The 16,713-nt window shown below is 71.4% G+C and carries 14 protein-coding genes and 1 pseudogene; 8 read left to right on the top strand and 7 right to left on the bottom strand.

The genetic code is table 11. From position 1 onward, the window contains the following. Positions 1–38 precede the first annotated feature (38 nt). The 3 genes from IEZ15_RS03745 to IEZ15_RS03735 all read right to left on the bottom strand — a co-directional run bounded on the left by IEZ15_RS03745 (position 39) and on the right by IEZ15_RS03735 (position 4,274). The gene (locus IEZ15_RS03745; protein ID WP_189274219.1) at positions 39–1,724 is read right to left on the bottom strand and encodes a thiamine pyrophosphate-binding protein; all 1,686 of its coding nucleotides are present in this window, start codon (positions 1,722–1,724) and stop codon (positions 39–41) included. After that, positions 1,721–2,689: an agmatinase gene (speB, locus tag IEZ15_RS03740; RefSeq protein WP_189274217.1), complete on the bottom strand. Its 969-nt coding sequence runs from the start codon at positions 2,687–2,689 to the stop codon at positions 1,721–1,723. Before speB ends, IEZ15_RS03745 begins: the two co-directional genes overlap by 4 nt. Positions 2,690–2,807: 118 nt before the next feature. Continuing rightward, the gene (locus IEZ15_RS03735) at positions 2,808–4,274 is read right to left on the bottom strand and encodes a sodium:solute symporter family protein (protein ID WP_114244620.1); all 1,467 of its coding nucleotides are present in this window, start codon (positions 4,272–4,274) and stop codon (positions 2,808–2,810) included. Between the two features lie 106 nt (positions 4,275–4,380). On the opposite strand from IEZ15_RS03735, the gene IEZ15_RS03730 reads away from it, so the two are divergent. Then, complete coding sequence (locus IEZ15_RS03730) at positions 4,381–5,889, top strand: PucR family transcriptional regulator ligand-binding domain-containing protein (protein WP_189274215.1); 1,509 nt, start codon at positions 4,381–4,383, stop codon at positions 5,887–5,889. Between the two features lie 378 nt (positions 5,890–6,267). On the opposite strand, the gene IEZ15_RS03725 is transcribed toward IEZ15_RS03730, so the two are convergent. Next, the gene (locus IEZ15_RS03725; protein WP_189274212.1) at positions 6,268–6,948 is read right to left on the bottom strand and encodes a response regulator; all 681 of its coding nucleotides are present in this window, start codon (positions 6,946–6,948) and stop codon (positions 6,268–6,270) included. A 254-nt stretch (positions 6,949–7,202) separates the two neighbouring features. Here IEZ15_RS03725 and IEZ15_RS03720 point away from each other — a divergent pair, with 254 nt between their 5' ends. The 4 genes and pseudogenes from IEZ15_RS03720 to IEZ15_RS44445 all read left to right on the top strand — a co-directional run. Next, on the top strand, positions 7,203–8,174 hold the full coding sequence (locus tag IEZ15_RS03720) for an ATP-binding cassette domain-containing protein (RefSeq protein ID WP_189274210.1): 972 nt from the start codon (positions 7,203–7,205) through the stop codon (positions 8,172–8,174). After that, positions 8,171–8,989, top strand: a complete 819-nt coding sequence (locus tag IEZ15_RS03715; protein WP_189274208.1) for an ABC transporter permease — start codon at positions 8,171–8,173, stop codon at positions 8,987–8,989. The genes IEZ15_RS03720 and IEZ15_RS03715 overlap by 4 nt, the downstream gene beginning before the upstream one ends. Before the next feature lie 119 nt (positions 8,990–9,108). Beyond that, complete coding sequence (locus IEZ15_RS03710; RefSeq protein ID WP_189274206.1) at positions 9,109–10,806, top strand: sensor histidine kinase; 1,698 nt, start codon at positions 9,109–9,111, stop codon at positions 10,804–10,806. 11 nt (positions 10,807–10,817) lie between these two features. Then, positions 10,818–10,913 (top strand): annotated as a pseudogene (locus tag IEZ15_RS44445) (DUF397 domain-containing protein); the annotation flags it as partial. A gap of 37 nt (positions 10,914–10,950) precedes the next feature. Here the strand turns inward: IEZ15_RS44445 and IEZ15_RS03700 are convergent. Continuing rightward, positions 10,951–11,310 carry a VOC family protein gene (locus IEZ15_RS03700; protein ID WP_189274203.1) on the bottom strand — a complete coding sequence of 120 codons (360 nt, stop codon included), beginning with the start codon at positions 11,308–11,310 and terminating at the stop codon, positions 10,951–10,953. A gap of 233 nt (positions 11,311–11,543) precedes the next feature. On the opposite strand from IEZ15_RS03700, the gene IEZ15_RS03695 reads away from it, so the two are divergent. The 3 genes from IEZ15_RS03695 to tesB all read left to right on the top strand — a co-directional run bounded on the left by IEZ15_RS03695 (position 11,544) and on the right by tesB (position 14,216). After that, complete coding sequence (locus IEZ15_RS03695; RefSeq protein ID WP_114244629.1) at positions 11,544–11,960, top strand: peptidase inhibitor family I36 protein; 417 nt, start codon at positions 11,544–11,546, stop codon at positions 11,958–11,960. A gap of 203 nt (positions 11,961–12,163) precedes the next feature. Beyond that, the gene (locus IEZ15_RS03690; protein WP_093900406.1) at positions 12,164–13,321 is read left to right on the top strand and encodes an acyl-CoA dehydrogenase family protein; all 1,158 of its coding nucleotides are present in this window, start codon (positions 12,164–12,166) and stop codon (positions 13,319–13,321) included. A gap of 19 nt (positions 13,322–13,340) precedes the next feature. Next, positions 13,341–14,216 carry an acyl-CoA thioesterase II gene (tesB, locus tag IEZ15_RS03685; RefSeq protein ID WP_189274201.1) on the top strand — a complete coding sequence of 292 codons (876 nt, stop codon included), beginning with the start codon at positions 13,341–13,343 and terminating at the stop codon, positions 14,214–14,216. Between the two features lie 69 nt (positions 14,217–14,285). Here the strand turns inward: tesB and IEZ15_RS03680 are convergent, their stop codons facing one another. Both IEZ15_RS03680 and IEZ15_RS03675 read right to left on the bottom strand, forming a co-directional pair. Then, positions 14,286–15,065 (bottom strand): phosphatase, encoded by a 780-nt coding sequence (locus IEZ15_RS03680; RefSeq protein WP_189274199.1) that lies wholly within the window; start codon positions 15,063–15,065, stop codon positions 14,286–14,288. 99 nt (positions 15,066–15,164) lie between these two features. Continuing rightward, the gene (locus tag IEZ15_RS03675) at positions 15,165–16,670 is read right to left on the bottom strand and encodes a DUF6056 family protein (RefSeq protein WP_189274197.1); all 1,506 of its coding nucleotides are present in this window, start codon (positions 16,668–16,670) and stop codon (positions 15,165–15,167) included. Between the last annotated feature and the right edge of the window lie 43 nt (positions 16,671–16,713).

Below are 16,713 nucleotides of genomic sequence, written 5' to 3'. Positions count from 1 at the left end.
TGCGCGGGTGGGCAGCGGGCTGGCGCCCTACGGATGCGTCACAGATGCGTCGGCTCGAACATCCTCAGCAGGGCCGGGAGCACGACCACCGAAGGGCCCGGCTCCGCGAAGGACTTCGCCAGGTCGTCGGCGAGCGTCTCGGGGGTCGTGCGGACCGCCGGGACGCCGAAGGACTCGGCGAGGGCGACGAAGTCGGGGCGGGAGAGTTCCGTCGCCGTGGCCTCGCCGAAGGCGCCCGTCATGTATTCGCGCAGGATGCCGTAGCCGCCGTCGTCGACGATCAGCCAGGTGACCGGGAGGTCGTACTGGCGGGCCGTGGCCAGTTCCGCGATCGAGTACATCGCGCCGCCGTCGCCGGAGACCGCCAGGACCGGCTTCGTACGGTCGGCCGCCGCCGCGCCGAGCGCGGCCGGGAAGCCGTAGCCGAGCCCGCCCGCGCCCTGGGCCGAGTGCATCGTGTTCGGGTGGCGGGCGTCGAAGGCGGACCACGCCCAGTAGGCGAGGATCGTCATGTCCCAGAAGCTCGGGGACGTGTCGGGCAGCGCCTGGCGGACCGAGGCGATGAGCTGCTGCTCCAGGGTGAGTTCCTGGCCGGCGATCCTGTCCCGTACCGCTTCGAGCACCGTACGGACCCGGTCCGACGCCGACGGGTCCTCGCGGCGGTCGACCGCGTCGAGGAGGTCGGCCAGGGCCTCGCGGGCGTCGGCGTGGATGCCGAGTGCGGGATGGTTGGACTCCAGCTTGCCGGCGTCGGCCTCGATCTGGATGACGCGACCGCGCGGGGCGAACGTGTGGTAGTTCGAGGAGAGTTCACCGAGTCCGGAGCCGATGACCAGCAGCACATCGGCGGACTCCAGGAAGTCCGTCGTGTGGCGGTCCTCCAGCCAGGACTGGAGCGAGAGCGGGTGCTCCCACGGGAAGGCGCCCTTGCCGCCGAAGGTGGTGACGACCGGGGCGTCGAGCTTCTCCGCGAGCGCGAGCAGCTTGCCGGACGCGTCGGACCGTACGACTCCGCCGCCCGCGATGATCGCCGGACGCTCGGCCTTCGACAGCAGGTGCGCTGCCACAGCGGTGAGTTCGGGGCGGGGGTGCAGGACGGGCGGGGTGGCGTCCATCGCCGTGACGACGGGGAGCGTGGTCTCGGCGAGGAGTACGTCCTGCGGGATCTCGATCCAGACCGGGCCGTGCGGGGCCGTGAGCGCGGACTCCCAGGCGTCGGCGATCGCCGACGGGATCTGGGAGGCCGTACGGACGGTGTGGACCGACTTCACGATGTCGCGGAACGACGCCTTCTGGTCCCGCAGTTCGTGCAGGTAGCCATGGCGTCCGCCACCCAGACCCGCGGCCGGGATCTGGCTGGAGATGGCCAGCACGGGAGCGGAGGCCGCCGCCGCCTCCTGGAGCGCGGCGAGGGAGGTGAGGGCACCCGGCCCGGTGGAGAGCAGCAGAGGCGCCACTTCCCCGGTGATCCGGCCGTACGCGTCGGCGGCGAAGCCGGCGTTGTTCTCGACGCGCAGCCCGACGTACGAGAGGCAGGAGCGGCGCAGCGCGTCGAACATGCCCAGCGCGTGCTGGCCGGGCAGGCCGAAGACGGTGGTCGCGCCGAGGCCCTGGAGGGTCTCGACGACGAGGTCGCCGCCGTTGCGTCCGGCCGGGGGGTTCAGGGCGGCCGCGATCTGCTCGGGGGTGAGCTGCGGGCGCTCGTCGTGGTGATCGTGGCTCACTTCGTACGAGCCTCTGCGATCTGGCGGGACATGATCGTCGTCAGTTCGTACGCCGTGTGGGAGGCGGCGACGGAGGTGATCTCGGCGTGGTCGTACGCGGGGGCGACCTCCACCAGGTCGGCGGAGACCAGGTTGCAGGAGGACAGCCCGCGGACGATCTCCAGGAGTTCGCGGGAGGTCAGACCGCCGGCCTCGGGGGTGCCGGTGCCGGGGGCGTGCGCCGGGTCCAGGACGTCGATGTCGATGGAGATGTAGAGCGGCCGGTCGCCGATGCGCTGGCGCAGCTGGTCGGCGACCTCGTCGACACCGCGGCGCATGACGTCGGCGGAGGTGACGATGCCGAAGCCCATCTTCGCGTCGTCGTCCAGGTCCTGCTTGCCGTAGAGCGGGCCGCGGGTACCGACGTGGGAGAGCGCGGAGGTGTCGAGGATGCCCTCCTCGACGGCCCGGCGGAACGGGGTTCCGTGGGTGTACTCGGCGCCGAAGTAGGTGTCCCAGGTGTCGAGGTGTGCGTCGAAGTGGAGCAGGGCGACCGGGCCGTGCTTCTTCGCGACGGAACGCAGCAGCGGCAGCGCGATGGTGTGGTCGCCGCCGAGCGTCATCAGGCGGGCGCCGGTGGCCAGGAGGTCGTCGGCGGCGGCCTCGATCGTCTCGACGGCCTCGTTGATGTTGAACGGGTTCGCGGCGATGTCACCGGCGTCGGCGACCTGTGCGAGGGCGAACGGCGAGGCGTCCTGCGCCGGGTTGTACGGGCGCAGCAGGCGCGACGCCTCACGGATCGCGTTGCCGCCGAAGCGGGCGCCGGGGCGGTAGGAGACCCCCGTGTCGAAGGGCACGCCGACGACGGCGACATCGACGGCGGGGACCTCGTCGAGGCGGGGCAGCCGGGCGAACGTCGCGGGTCCGGCGTACCGCGGGACGCGGGAGGAGTCGATCGGACCGCGCGGCGATTCGTTGCTGCTCATGGGGGTGCCTTTCTTGTTGCGATGCGTGGTGACGCGTGGTGACGCGGGGTGCTGCACGCTTTGTGGGCGTTCGTACGATATTCGAAATCAAGCCCGTTTGGCGCCTGCGGACAACGCTTTACGCGGTGACCGGCTCCGGGGCGGTCTCCATGGTCTCGCCGCCCCGCCCCGCCAGCCGCTCGCGCCAGGCGGCCAGCACGGCCGCGTCGGTCGGCTTCGTGGCCAGCGAGACGACCACGTACACCACGAGCGAGGACAGCAGGCCGTAGTAGACCGGTTCGTTGGCGAGGATTCCGTACGACGCCATCAGGCCGATCACCGCGAGGCCGCCGACGGCCACCGAGGCCAGCGCACCGGCCGCCGTGCCCCGACGCCACAGCAGACCGCCCAGGATCGGTACCAGCAGTCCGCCGACGAGCAGGTTGTACGCGACGGTCAGGGCCTCGACCACGTTGTTGAGCGCGATGGCGATGGCGATGACGGCGACACCCATGATGAGGATGAAGGCCCGGTTGCCCTTCACCTCGTCGTGCTCCTCACCGCCGCCCCGCGACACCACACCCCGCAGTCGGGACCAGATGTCGTTGTTGGCGACGGTGGCGCAGGCGATCAGCGCACCGGAGGACGTGGACATCACCGCGGCCAGTGCGGCGGCCAGGACCAGCCCTCGTACACCGACGGGCAGTTCGTCCTTGACGATGGTGGCGAACGCGGCGTCCGCGCTGGGCAGCTTCGGGTACATGACCTTGGCGGCGGTGCCGATGACGGCGCCGGCGATCGCGTACACGAGACAGTACGTACCGGCGACCGTGCCGCCCCAGCGCGCCGTCCGGTCGCTCTTCGCGGTGAACACCCGCTGCCAGATGTCCTGGCCGATCAGCATGCCGAAGGTGTAGATCAGCACGTACGTGAAGATCGTCTCGCCGCCGATGCCCAGCGGGTCGAAGTACTCGGTGGGCAGCTTGGCCTTCATCTCGCTGAAGCCACCCGCCTTGATCACCGCGATGGGGAGCAGGAGCAGCAGCACACCGATGGTCTTGACGACGAACTGCACCATGTCGGTGAGCGTGATCGACCACATGCCGCCGAGCGTCGAGTACGCGACGACGATGGCGCCGCCGAGGATGATCGCGACGGTCCGGTTCATGTCGAACAGGACGTCGAAGATGGTGGCGTACGCGATGGTCGAGGTGACCGCGAGCATCAGCGTGTACGCCCACATGACGACACCGGAGATGAGCCCGGCCCGGCCGCCGTAGCGCAGGTCGAGCATCTCGGAGACGGTGTAGACCTTGAGCCGGGCGATGCGCGCCGAGAAGAAGACGGACAGGGCGAGCAGTCCGAGGCCGATGGTGAAGACCATCCAGGCGCCGGAGAGTCCGTACTGGTACCCGAGGCCGACGCCGCCGATGGTGGAGGCGCCGCCGAGGACGATGGCCGCCATCGTGCCGGAGTACATCCAGGGGCCGAGGCGGCGACCCGCCACCAGGAATTCGCTCTTGGACTTGGCGCGGCGCATGCCCCACCAGCCCATGGCGAGCATGCCGGCCAGATAGACGATGATCACCGCGTAGTCGACAGCCATGGGCTTCCTCCGTTTCAGTCATGTGCGCACGTCGTATGTGGTGAAGACGGTAGGTGGCCCGCAAGCAACGCTGAAGTGTACGTTTCATCCATAATTGAAGTCATCGATGGATGGACCGTCCATGCCTGAAGCCTCGGCCGGGCTCACCCCGCCCACCCCGCCCTCTCCTCCCTCTCCCTCCACTCCACCCACTCCCCCGATCCCGCTCACCGAGCTGCTCGCCCGCGAGGAGCTCGGGCTGCACCGGATCGCGGGTCCGGCCGAGGCGGATCTGCTGTGGGTGCACACCTCGGAGATGGCCGACCCGTACCCGTATCTGCTCGGCGGTGAGCTGCTGCTGAGCGCCGGGGTGCTGCTCAAGGACCCGGACGCCTATGTGGCCCGGCTGGTGGAGGCGGGGGCGGCGGCGCTCGGTTTCGGGGTGACGCCGGTGTTCGACACGGTGCCGCAGGCACTGATCGAGGCGTGCGACCGGCATGGCCTGCCGCTCGTGGAAGTGCCGCCCGAGACCCCGTTCACGGCGATCGCCCGGGCGGTGTGGCGGCTGATGGCCGAGGCCCGGCACCGCGAGCTGCGCCGGGTGACCCGCGCTCAGCAGGCCCTGGCCACGGCGGCGGCCCGGCCCGATCCGATCCCCGCGGTGCTGCACCAGCTGGCGGCCCAGCTGGAGGGCCGGGCGGTGCTGCTCTCCGCGGACGGCGAGGAGCTGCACGCGGCGGGCCGCCGTCCGGCCCCCGACATCGGGGCGGCGCTGACCCGGCTCACCCGGGTGGTCTCCGCCGTGACGCGCCCCGCCCCGACGTCCGCGACCGACACGCTGCGGGACGCGCACCTGTCCGCGTACGCACTGGGCGGCGGCCAGGGCCTCGTCCTGGCGCTGGCGAGCGACCGGCGCGAGGCGGGCGACCACACGATCGCCGGGGTCGCGGTCGTCCTGCTCTCCCTGCTGGCCGCCCCGCACCAGGGCGCCGACGCGGCGGGCCGGTCGGCCGCGCTCGTACGGATGCTGCTGGGCGCGGACCCGGAGGAGGTCGCCCCGCTGCTCGGTGGCACCGAGCAGTGGACGGTGGTGTACGCGCGCCGCAGCGGCGACGGCCCGGTCGACCCGCTGACCGCCGGCGCACTGGGCGCCGCTCTGGGCTCGGCCCTGGTCGACGCGGGCCGGGGCGGCGACGCCGTCAGGGTGCTGATCCCCGGCGGCGACCGGATCACCCCGCAGCCCGGCTGGACGCTCGGCGCCTCCGCCCCCGCACCCATCACGGCCCTCGACCTCGCCGACGGCCAGGCGTCCCGCGCCCTGGGCCGAGCCGTGGCCACCCGCACCCCGCTGGCCCACCACCACACCGACACCGGAACCGGCCTGGCCGCCCTGATCCCTCCCGACCAGGCGGAGGCCCACGCCCGCGCCCTCCTCGCCCCGCTCACCGAGCCGCTGGCCGAGACCCTGCGGTGCTGGCTGAGCCTGCACGGCAGCTGGGACCGCACGGCAACAGCTCTCCAGGTCCACCGCAACACGGTCCGCCAACGCATCGCCCGCTGCGCGACGCTGCTGGACGCGGACCTGGACGACATGGACGTACGGACGGAACTGTGGTTCGCGCTGCGGCAGCGGTGAACAGCGTCCATCGGTGACTGCAAACGCCTGATGCGGCCTCCGGGGAGGCGCCCGCGCCGGTTCGCGAGTGCGCAGAACTGGTGCCCCTGAGGGGACTTCAGGAGATGCGCGACGACTCCCGATGCTGCTGGCCCGCTCCCGCCACGCCTCCGTCCGCTCCCTGGAGCGATACGCCCGCCCCGGAGCCGACGCGGTCGCCCGGAACGTCGCCCAGCGTGATCCCGCTGCACGCCGCCGAGGCTGAACCGGGTACCTCGGCGGGGCGGAATGTCGTTGAGGTGTGACGACAGGCCGGCGGGCGCTGCCGCGCCACCCCAGGTGCTCGGCGTTTCTGTGGCCGAGGACTGAATCGGCACGTGGCGGAACGCTGACACCAGGTCAGCCACAGCGTGGCGGGACCAGGCCGGCCTCGTACGCGGCAATGGCCGCTTCCACCCGGTTGCGCGCGCCCAGCTTCGCCAGCACCGCGCTGACGTGCGCCTTCACCGTGCCCTCGACCAGGTGCAGCCGGCTCGCGATCTCCGCGTTGGACAACCCCGCCCCGAGTCCGGCCAGCACCTCGCGTTCCCGCTCCGTGAGCCGCTCCAACGAGCGGTGAGGATGTGCCGCCCGGTGCGCGCGCAGCCCGGCGATGACCCGGCCGGCGACACGCGGGGACAGGTAGGCTCCGCCGGCTCCCACTGCCCGTACCCCGTTGAGCAGTTCCCTCGGGTCGTCCGCCTTCAGCAGGAAGCCGTCGGCACCCTCCTCCAGGGCGCGGGTGACGTACTCGTCCTGGCCGAAGGTCGTCAGCATGATCACACCGACGGCCGTCAGCTCCCGGTGGAGCCGCGCCACTGCCGTCAGCCCGTCCAGGCCGGGCATCTGGATGTCCAACAGGACCACGTCCGGCCGATACCGGCGGGTGAGCGCGATGGCCTCGTGCCCGTCACTCGCCTCGGCGACCACCTCGACGTGCGTGTCCCTGGCCAGGATGGCCCGCACCCCCGCCCGGACCATCGCCTCATCGTCGGCCACCAGGACCCGGACCGGCCGGCTGCCGGGTGTCGTCTCTTTCACGCGGCGAGCCTACGGCCGGCGCACCACCGAGCGGATGGCAAGCCCCACAGATCCGCCCCGGGTCGGGGCGCACCCCCGACGAAGGGCAGGACGCCGATGCCGTTCGACCAATGGGCGCCGGCGCCGCGGACTCCTAGCGTCGCTTCCGTACGGGAAACGAGGCGGCCGCCCTGGGCCCACCACGCGTCGGTGTGCGCCGCCGTCGACTTCCGCGAGCTGCATTCCGCGGTCCGCGACCGACACGAAGGAACTCCGTGATCACCGTCCGAGGACTCACCAAACGCTACGGCGACACCCTCGCCGTGGACGAGCTGACATTCGATGTCCGGGCCGGCCGCGTGACCGGCTTCCTCGGCCCCAACGGGGCCGGGAAGTCCACCACGATGCGCATGATTCTGGGCCTGGACCATCCTTCGCGCGGGCGGGCCCTGATCGCCGGCCGGCCCTACGCGGACCTGCGCAGGCCGCTGTGCTCGGTCGGCGCGATGCTGGACGCCCGGGCCGTCCACCCCGCCCGTTCCGGCCGCACGCACCTCGTCGCCCAGGCCCGGGCCAACGGCATCCCGGTACGCCGCGTGGACGAGGTGCTGGAGAAGGTGGGCCTGACCAAGGCGGCCCGCCGGCCGGCGGGCACGTACTCGCTCGGCATGAGCGGGCGACTCGGGGTGGCGGGCGCCCTGCTCGGCGATCCGCCGGTGCTCGTCCTGGACGAGCCGGTCAACGGCCTCGACCCGGACGGCGTGCGGTGGATCCGCCGGCTCGTCCGTGACCAGGCGGCGGAAGGACGCACCGTATTCCTCTCCAGCCACCTGATGAGCGAGATGCAGCTGACGGCCGACCATCTCGTCGTCATCGGCCGTGGTCGGCTGCTGAGCGACACATCCATGACGGAGTTCCTCGCCGCCGCCTCTTCCGCGTCGGCGCGCGCCGTGGTGCCCGACCCCGAGGAAAGAGCAACGCTGGTCCGTCGCCTGATGACGGCCGACGGGGTGAGTGTCGAGACGTCCGCGTCCGGCGAACTCACCGTCGAGGGTCGCACCGCCGCCGAGATCGGCGACCTGGCCCACCACTGCCGAGTCCGGTTGCACCAACTGAGCGACGTCCGGGTCTCGCTGGAGCAGGCGTACATGGACCTGACCGCACGCAGCGTCGAGTACACGACGGGCGGCAGCAGCACGGACACGACCGCCGCGGGCGCAGCGCCGAACGAAGGAGGCCGACAGTGACCACCCCGACGACACCCGTCAGGCGGACGGACCGGTCGCGGGCCGTCCCCGACGCTCCCGACCGGGGCGCACCCGGTGGCTTCGCCGGGGCGACCGCCTCGGAATGGACCAAACTGTGGTCCGTCCGAGCCCCCTGGCTCTGCCTTCTGGCGGGCCTTGCGATCACCGGTGTCTTCACCTACTACTACGCCTCGATCGCCCGTATCAACGAGCATCCGGTCCAGCCCGTCGGGAACGCGGCGGCCTCCTCCGCCGTCCTCGTCCAGTTCGCCGTCGTCGTCCTGGCCACGGTCGCGGTCACCTCCGAATACTCGACGGGCAGCGTGCGGGCTTCCCTGCTGTCGGTGCCCCAGCGGCATCGGGTCCAGGCGGCGAAGGCATTGGTGGCGGCCGTGGTCGCGTTCGTCGCCGGCACCACGTTCGCCGTCGTGGGGACGGCGGTGGCCTGGGTGGCGTTCGACGGACGGGCCTCCTTCGGGGCCGGCCCGACCCTCTTGCAGGTCCTCGCGGTCGGTCTCTACCAGGCGCTGGTCGCCGTGCTGACTGTCGGGGTGGCGTTCGCCGCGCGCCACCCGGCCGGCACGCTCTCCATCCTCGTCACCCTCTTGTGGGCATTGCCGAGCGTGCTCCTGGGGCTCGGCGGCCCGACGCTCGCGGACGTCAACGACCATCTGCCGCACGGAGCCGGAGACCACTTCATGCGCCTCGGCGCCGAGGCCCCGTACGGGCCGGCGACGGCGGTCCTGATCGTGGCGGCGTGGGCCGCGACCGCGCACCTGATCGGCCTGTACGTGCTGCGCCGCCGGGACGCCTGACCCCGCGTCGGAACCGGCCCGGACGTTCTTGCCGTGCCCCCTCGCAGGGCGTCCGGCCCCGTCCCGCAGAATCGACCCGGGCAGGTGAGGACATTCACCGGAAGGACGGTCGACACGCCATGCCGCACACACGCATACCCCCGGTCAGATCCGTGTGCGGCGATGTGGTGCTGTGGGGCGTGCTCGCTGCCGCCACCGGCTACGGATTCCGGGATGCGGGCGCAGCCGCCTCGCCGGCCCTGGACCTGTACCTGCCGTTGGCCGTCCTGGCGTTGGCCGTACCGCTGTCCCGCCGTCAGCCGGGGCCCGCGGTCGTCCTGGCCAACGGGCTGTGCGCGCTGGGCCTGGCCGACTCCGCGACCCCCGGCAACGCCCACGTCCTGTCGCTTGCCGTCCTGAGCTGTCTGCTGGGCGCCCGGGTCGTCGCGGCACGGCGCCCGCTCCTGGTGCTCGCCGGGTGCCTCGCGGCCGACCTCGTGACGTGCGCGGTGCTGCGGACGCAGGCCGTGTGGTGGTTCTACGCGCTGACCGTGCTGCCCGCCGCCCTCCTGCTGCCCTGGTTGGCCGGACGGCACTGGCGTGGCCGACGCGAACTCGTACGGGAGGGCTGGCGGCTGGCCCGGAGCCTGGAAGAGCGGCAGCACCTGGTCGCGGAGCGGGCGCGGCTGACCGAACGCGCGGACATCGCGGCCGACATGCACGACTCTCTCGGGCACGCTCTGAGCCTGGTCGCCCTGCGTGCCGGGGCCCTGGAACTCTCCCCCGACCTCACCAACCGCGACCGCACCGACCTCGCCGAGTTGCGCGGGACGATCGCGGACGCCGTGGAGCAACTGCGGGAGACCGTCGCAGTCCTGCACGACCCGACCGGAACGGAACCGGGCGCGGGTCTGTCCGTCACCGACACCCTCGAGGACCTTCTCGGACGGGCGGTCGCCTCCGGGGTTCCGGTGCGCTGGGAGCGGCGCGGGGCGATGCCCGCACTGCCCTCCTTGATCGAACGGGGAATGTACCGGGCGGTGCAGGAGGCTCTCACCAACGCGGTGAAGCACGCGCCGGGCAGTGCGATCCGGGTGCAGATCACACACGAGGCCGCCCGTACCCGCGTGAGCGTCGTGAACGCCGCTCCGCCGACTGACGGGTCGGCGCACGCGACCGAAGGCCCGACGGTCGGCGTCGGCCGCCGGGGCCTGACGGGGCTTCGGGAGCGGGTGACGGTTCTCGGCGGCTCCTTGTGGACCGGCCCGTATCAGGGCGGATTCCGCGTCACCGCCGTCCTCCCGCACACGACCACGGCCCGTCCGGGGAGACCGGAGCCGGAACCCGGGACGGCGCCCGGAACACAGGCCAGAACCCGCGGGCGGCACACCGAGTCCGCGTTGCCATCCGGAACTGCTCTCCACCCGGCCCCGGACACGGATACCATCGCACCGGAGTCCGCCAAGCGGCTCGCCTCCGTACGGAGCGCCGCCCGCCGCCGCTCCGTCGCCGCCTTCGTGGCGCCTGTCGTCGCAGCCGCCTTCTTCGTGCCCGCCGCCGTCTACCTGGCCTGGCAACTGACGACGAGCGTGCTGCCGCCCTCCCGGTTCGACGAGCTGACCACCGGCCGGCCGCGCGCCGAACTCACCCCTCTGCTGCCGGCCCACGCCTACCCCTACCCGCCCGACCACGCCCGTTCCGCACCCCAGCCGCCCGGCGCCCGTTGCGAGTTCTACCGTTCCGGCCGCGACCTGTTGCACGAGGTCGACCTCTACCGGCTCTGCTGGTCCGGCAACATATTGGTGACGAAGGACACCGTGCCCGCGAGCCGACCCTGACCCGCGGCAGCGACTCCAAGGCTCCGCACGGCCCCGCCCTCGTCTTCCCGGCAGCCGGCTGGTCCTCGTTCATCGCAGCGGTCAAGAGCGGCGAGTTCGCAGCCTGACCGCGCCACCACTCAGCACATCCACCCTGCACATCGCCTACTTGCCGTCGATGCCGATGATCGTGCCTAACGGGTCGCGGAGTTGCGCGATGCGCCGACCCGGTTCGATCGTCAGGGGCCCGCGGTGGTGCTCGCAGCCCGCGGCCAGCAGTAGCTCCCGGACTGCGTCGACGTCGTCCACGCTCCAGTACACGACCGGACTGCCGCCTCTCGGGTTGCGCGCGTCATCGGCCGGGTGGAAGCCGAGCTCGACCCCGCCGATCTCCACCCAGGCATAGACCGCGCCCGTATCACTGACATCGACCTGCACCGGGACATCGAGCAGTTCGCCGTACCACCGCGCCGAAGCCTCAGGACTGTCCGCGAAAACCATCACGGTGCGTACGCCTTTGAACATGATCCACCCCCAAAAGGGGTCACCCTACGGTGCGTGCGCCGGGAGGGCGTGGGGCGTCCGCGGTTGATCTCGCCGGGCACGCATGCGCGCCGGTGTACAGCGGAGCACCGCGGCCCCCGATGTGGGCTTCGAGCGCCCCGCATCCGCGCCTGTCTGCGCAGGTCACAGCCGTGCCAGGCTGCCGGTGATCAGGGGCAGAGCCTTGATCACCGTCAGGAGAAGAGGTTTCCGTCATGAACCGCGTCACCGCGCTCGCCGTCACCTCGATCGCCATGACCCTGGGGCTCGGCGCCGGGCCCGCCGCCGCCGGGGCCGCCGAGAACGCCGCCGTGAAGAGCACCAGCACGAACGCCGCCGTCGAGAGCGCCAGGGCTTCCTACAGCTGCAGTCCCGGCTACTTCTGTATCTACAGCGACTGGAACGGAGGCGGCACCCGCTGCCAGTGGTCGGACAAGAAGCGGGCGAATACCGCCGACGACTGCTCCTTCATCCAGCGGGGCCAGAACGTGCGCTCCGTGTGGAACGCGACCGGGCACCGCGTTCAGTACTACACGCAGACCAACTACAACGCCCGCGTCGGATCCACCCCCGCCGGAAGCGGCGGCAACCTCCAGGGGAGCTACCAGATCCGCTCCTTCAAGCCGCAGTAGGGAACGCAGACAGCGCGAGAGCCCTTCCCGGCCGGCGGCCGGGAAGGGCTCTCGCGCGTCCGCTGCCGGACGCTCCGCGCGGGCGTGCTCAGCATCACCCTGGACAGCTTCGGTGACTGCCGGGTAACTTTTGACCAGGACTGAGCAAGCGCTTAGCCAGTCCCGGCCGAATCCCGCCCGAAGCTGACCAAGGAGGCACCCCCGTGCGCCGTACGGTATTCAACGAGGACCACGAGGCGTTCCGGGAGACCATCCGCGCCTTCATCGAGGCCGAGGTCGCCCCCGTCTACGACGAGTGGTTCGCGGCCGGCCAGGTGCCCCGCGACTTCTACTACAAGCTCGCGGAGCTGGGCATATTCGGCATCGAGGTGCCGGAGGAGTTCGGCGGCGCCGGGGTCGAGTCCTTCAAGTTCGAGGCGATCATCTCCGAGGAGTGCGCCCGCGCGGCCGTCAACTTCGGTGGCTCCGGTGTGCACGTCCTGCTCTGCCTGCCGTACATCAAGGCGTACGCCACCGAGGAGCAGAAGAAGCGCTGGCTGCCGGACTTCGTCACCGGCAAGACGATGTACGCCATCGCCATGACCGAGCCGGGCACGGGTTCCGACCTGGCCGGCATGAAGACCACCGCCAAGCTCTCCGAGGACGGCACGCACTACATCCTCAACGGCGCCAAGACGTTCATCACCGGTGGCGTCCACGCCGACCGGGTCATCGTCTGCGCCCGTACCGCCGCCCCGAAGGAGGACGACCGCCGTTTCGGTATCTCCCTCCTCGTCGTCGACACCAAGGCCGAGGGCTACTCGGTCGGCCGCAAGCTCGACAAGCTGGGCCTGCGCACCTCCGACACCGCCGAGCTGGCCTTCGTCGACGTCAAGGTGCCGGTCGAGGACCTCCTCGGCGAGGAGAACAAGGGCTTCTCCTACCTCGGCCAGAACCTGCCGCAGGAGCGCCTCGGCATCGCCGTCGGCGCGTACGCCCAGGCCAAGGCCGCCGTCCGGTTCGCCCAGAGTTACGTCTCGGAGCGCACCGTCTTCGGCAAGACCGTCGCGTCCTTCCAGAACACCAAGTTCGAGCTGGCCGCCTGCCAGGCCGAGGTGGACGCCGCCGAGGCCGTCTGCGACCGCGCCATCGAGGCCCACGACGCCGGTGAGCTGACCGCCGCCGAGGCCGCCTCCGCGAAGCTCTTCTGCACCGAGGTCGCGCACCGCGTCATCGACCGCTGCCTCCAGCTGCACGGCGGCTACGGCTACATGAACGAGTACCCGATCGCCCGCCTGTACGCGGACAACCGGGTCAACCGCATCTACGGCGGTACCAGCGAGGTCATGAAGTCGATCATCGCCAAGTCCATGGGCCTGTAAGAGCGGTTACGTTCCCTCCATGAGCTCAGCACTTGACTCCCTGCTCGATCTGCTCGACCTGGAGCAGATCGAGCGGGACATCTTCCGGGGTACGAGCCGTTCGGCGGTCGTGCCCCGCGTCTTCGGCGGCCAGGTCGCGGCCCAGGCCCTGGTCGCCGCAGGCCGTACCGTCCCGGCCGACCGCACCGCCCACTCCCTGCACTCGTACTTCCTGCGGATGGGCGACCCGGGCGCGCCGATCGTCTACAGCGTCGACCGCATCCGTGACGGCCGTTCCTTCACCACCCGCCGGGTCGTCGCCGTCCAGCACGGCCAGCCGATCTTCCATCTCTCGGCGTCCTTCCAGACGTACGAGGAGGGCCTGGAGCACCAGGCGGACATGCCGCCCGCCCCGGACCCAGAGACGCTGCCCACGGCCGCGCAGATGCTGCCCCGGTACGCGGACCGCTTCAGCGATCCGGGTGTCGTGGACCGGCTGATCGAGGCGCGGGACGCGGTCGACCTGCGGTATGTGGACGCGCCGCCCTTCGGCACGGTCGGCGAACCGCGCGAGCCCCGCTCCCAGGTGTGGTTCCGCACCAACGGCAAGCTCGCGGACGACCCGCTGCTGCATCTCTGCATGGCGACGTACGTCTCCGACATGACGTTGCTCGACTCGGTGCTCCTCGCCCATGGGCGCGGCGGCTGGACGGTCGGCGACGTGGTCGGGGCGAGCCTGGACCACGCGATGTGGTTCCACCGTCCCTTCCGGGCCGACGAATGGCTGCTGTACGACCAGGAGTCGCCGTCCGCGTCCGGTGGGCGCGGGCTCGGTCAGGCCCGTATCTACACGCAGGACGGCCGGCTGGCGATCACGGTCATCCAGGAGGGCGTGGTCCGCGTCCCCCGGGACTGACGCTTCCCCCCTGAGCATCGGGCGCCGGATCAGCCGGCGCCCGATCAACCGGCGTTGGACGAGTCGGCCTCAGATCAGCCCCGCCGCGTCCAGCAGATAGTCCGTCAGCGGGTCGTAGAAACGCGGGTCCAGCACATGGTCGTCCAGTGGTACGGCCACCTGGAGCGTCCCCTCCGCCTCGCCGAGGAACAACGCCGGGTCGTTGCAGTCCGCGTACCCCACCGCGTCCAGTCCGCGCTGTGCCGCGCACCCCGCCCACCCGTGGTCGGCGACCACCAGGTCCGGCAGCGGCCGGCCCTCCCGCTCCAGACCGTCCAGGATCGCGGCCATCGGGGCGGGCGAGTGCGTGTGCCAGAGCGTCGCGCCGCGCTCCTGCACCGCGACGTCCGCGAACTGGAACACCATGCCCTCGTCGGCCACCAGCCCCGAGGGAATCCGTACGATCTCGCAGCCGGCCGCCCGCAGCGCCTGTGCGGTCTGCCGGTGCACATCGAGGAGCCCGCCCGGGTGCCCGGTCGCGAACAGCACCCGCTGCGCCCCCGCCGCCGCCTTCCGCAGCCGTGCCGCCATCCGCTCCAGGGCGTCGACCGTCAGCTCCGGGTCGATGGTGTCCTGCCCGAACCGGTGCTCCGGGTCGTCGCTGACCCCGCAGCGCTCGGCCATCACGGCCAGCACGTCCTGCTCGTCGCGCCACCGGTCCCCGAGCTCCAGGCCCAGCCAGTAGTGGCGGTCGCCGTTGGCGAGCTTGCGGTAGTGGGAGAGGTTGTTGTCGCGGGGTGTGGCGACGTCTCCGGCGATGCGCGTACGGACGAGGTGTTCGACGAGGGCGGCACGGCTGGGTATCGGCATGAACCCATTGTGCCGTCAGGTGTGCACAGTGTGCCGGGTGTCTTGCACGACGGACGGGCCGGCTGCTCGGCGAAACGCACGGACCGGCCCGCCGGCCGCTCAGGGAAGCCGGGTCGAGTACGTGACCTTCTTGAGGTGGTAGTACTTGGCGACGCACTGCCCCGGCCACACCTTCCGGCCCTGATCGCCGAACGGCTCCACCATCCCGCTGACCGACACCGGTGTGTACGGAAGCACCTGGGTGCCGCGCGCCGCCTGGGCCTTCAGCCACCGGTCCTGGCGGTCCCAGCGCTGGGCGCGCACGTCCATCTTCGGTTCCAGCTGGGACAACGGGACGGCAAGACCGACGCAGGCCGCAGCACACGCGGCTCCGGCGGCCACCGACGTCAGCGCACTGATCCCCCACCGGCGATTGCGCAGCACCCGTCCCAGCAGGGCGCCGACGGCGACCAGGAGCATCACGTACAGCAGGAGGAAATCGCCCCAGATGCGCGGCGCCCTCACCACGCTCTGCCCGAAGGCCGGGTAGGCGACGACGGTGCAGAGGTACCCGGAGACCAGGAAGGCGAGCAATCCGACGAGGACCACGCGGAGGGGCCTGCGCCGCAGGGGCCCGCCCGGTCCCTGCTCACCACCGCGCACCATCAGTCCCAGCAGTACGCCGACGGCGACCGCTCCCAGATACTGCCAGGTCGTGAAGATCGTCCCCAGGATCTCCCCGAACGCCCGCAGCGCCACCGTCAGCGTCTCCGGGCCGAACACGGAGGTGGTGTCGGCGCCGAACCGCTCACGCCGGGCGCGTGCGCCGGGCGACACGTACAGGATGATCGCCCCGACCGCGACCCCGGCGAAGGCGACCACGCACCAGATACGCGCAAGGGTCCGGCCGGAACCGGGAAGGGCCCAGCAGCTGATCACCAGGAGAGCGGCGAGCACGACGAGCACGACGACCGACGTCTCCTCCGACAGTGTGCCGATGAAGACCCCGCCCACGTATGCGGTGCCCAGCGCGAAGGCTCGTCCCCACCCGGTCCGTGCGCGCAGCAGAGGGATCACGGCGGCGCAGGCCAGGACCGGTGCGAGGGTGTGCGAAACGGAGGAGGCGGGCCAGTAGAACGTCTTGTACGTGTTGGACGTCGCGAGAAGGAAGACCGCCGCCATCATCGCCGCCACCAGCAGCGCGAGTCCGCGCGGCCCGGTCAGCCCGGCCCTCTTGAGCGCCGAGGCGGTCAGCAGCCAGAGGATGCCCAGCATGAGCACCCCGCTGACCAGGGCGAACCATCGTTGCCCCGCGACGCCGTACGCCCCGTACGCGACGACCAGCAGTGCGTTGGCGACACGTCCGTTGTCGTGGAGGAAGAATTTCGCGATCATTCCGGAGGCGCCCTCGTCGCGTACGACCGGGAGGAAGCACCAGTCGTCCCCGCCCGGGCGGACCAGGCGGCCGATCCAGAAGGCCGCGCCGAGCAGGGCGAGCGGCAGCAGGGTGAGGGCCGTCGTCCAGATCGTCGCCCATCGCCGTGAGGAGCCGGGGTGGTTCTCCGGTCGGTGGGACTTCTCGTTCTCCTGCTGTGTGTCAGTGGTTTTCGCGGTGTCAGCGGTCATGTGCGCTGCTGCCCTTCGTACGTTGCTCGCGTCTTGCGCGCCG

This window comes from Streptomyces atratus, from assembly GCF_014648655.1.
GTDB classification, from domain to species: domain Bacteria; phylum Actinomycetota; class Actinomycetes; order Streptomycetales; family Streptomycetaceae; genus Streptomyces; species Streptomyces atratus.
Note: the sequence above shows the minus strand (reverse complement) of the source record. Positions and strands in the feature narration are given on the sequence as shown.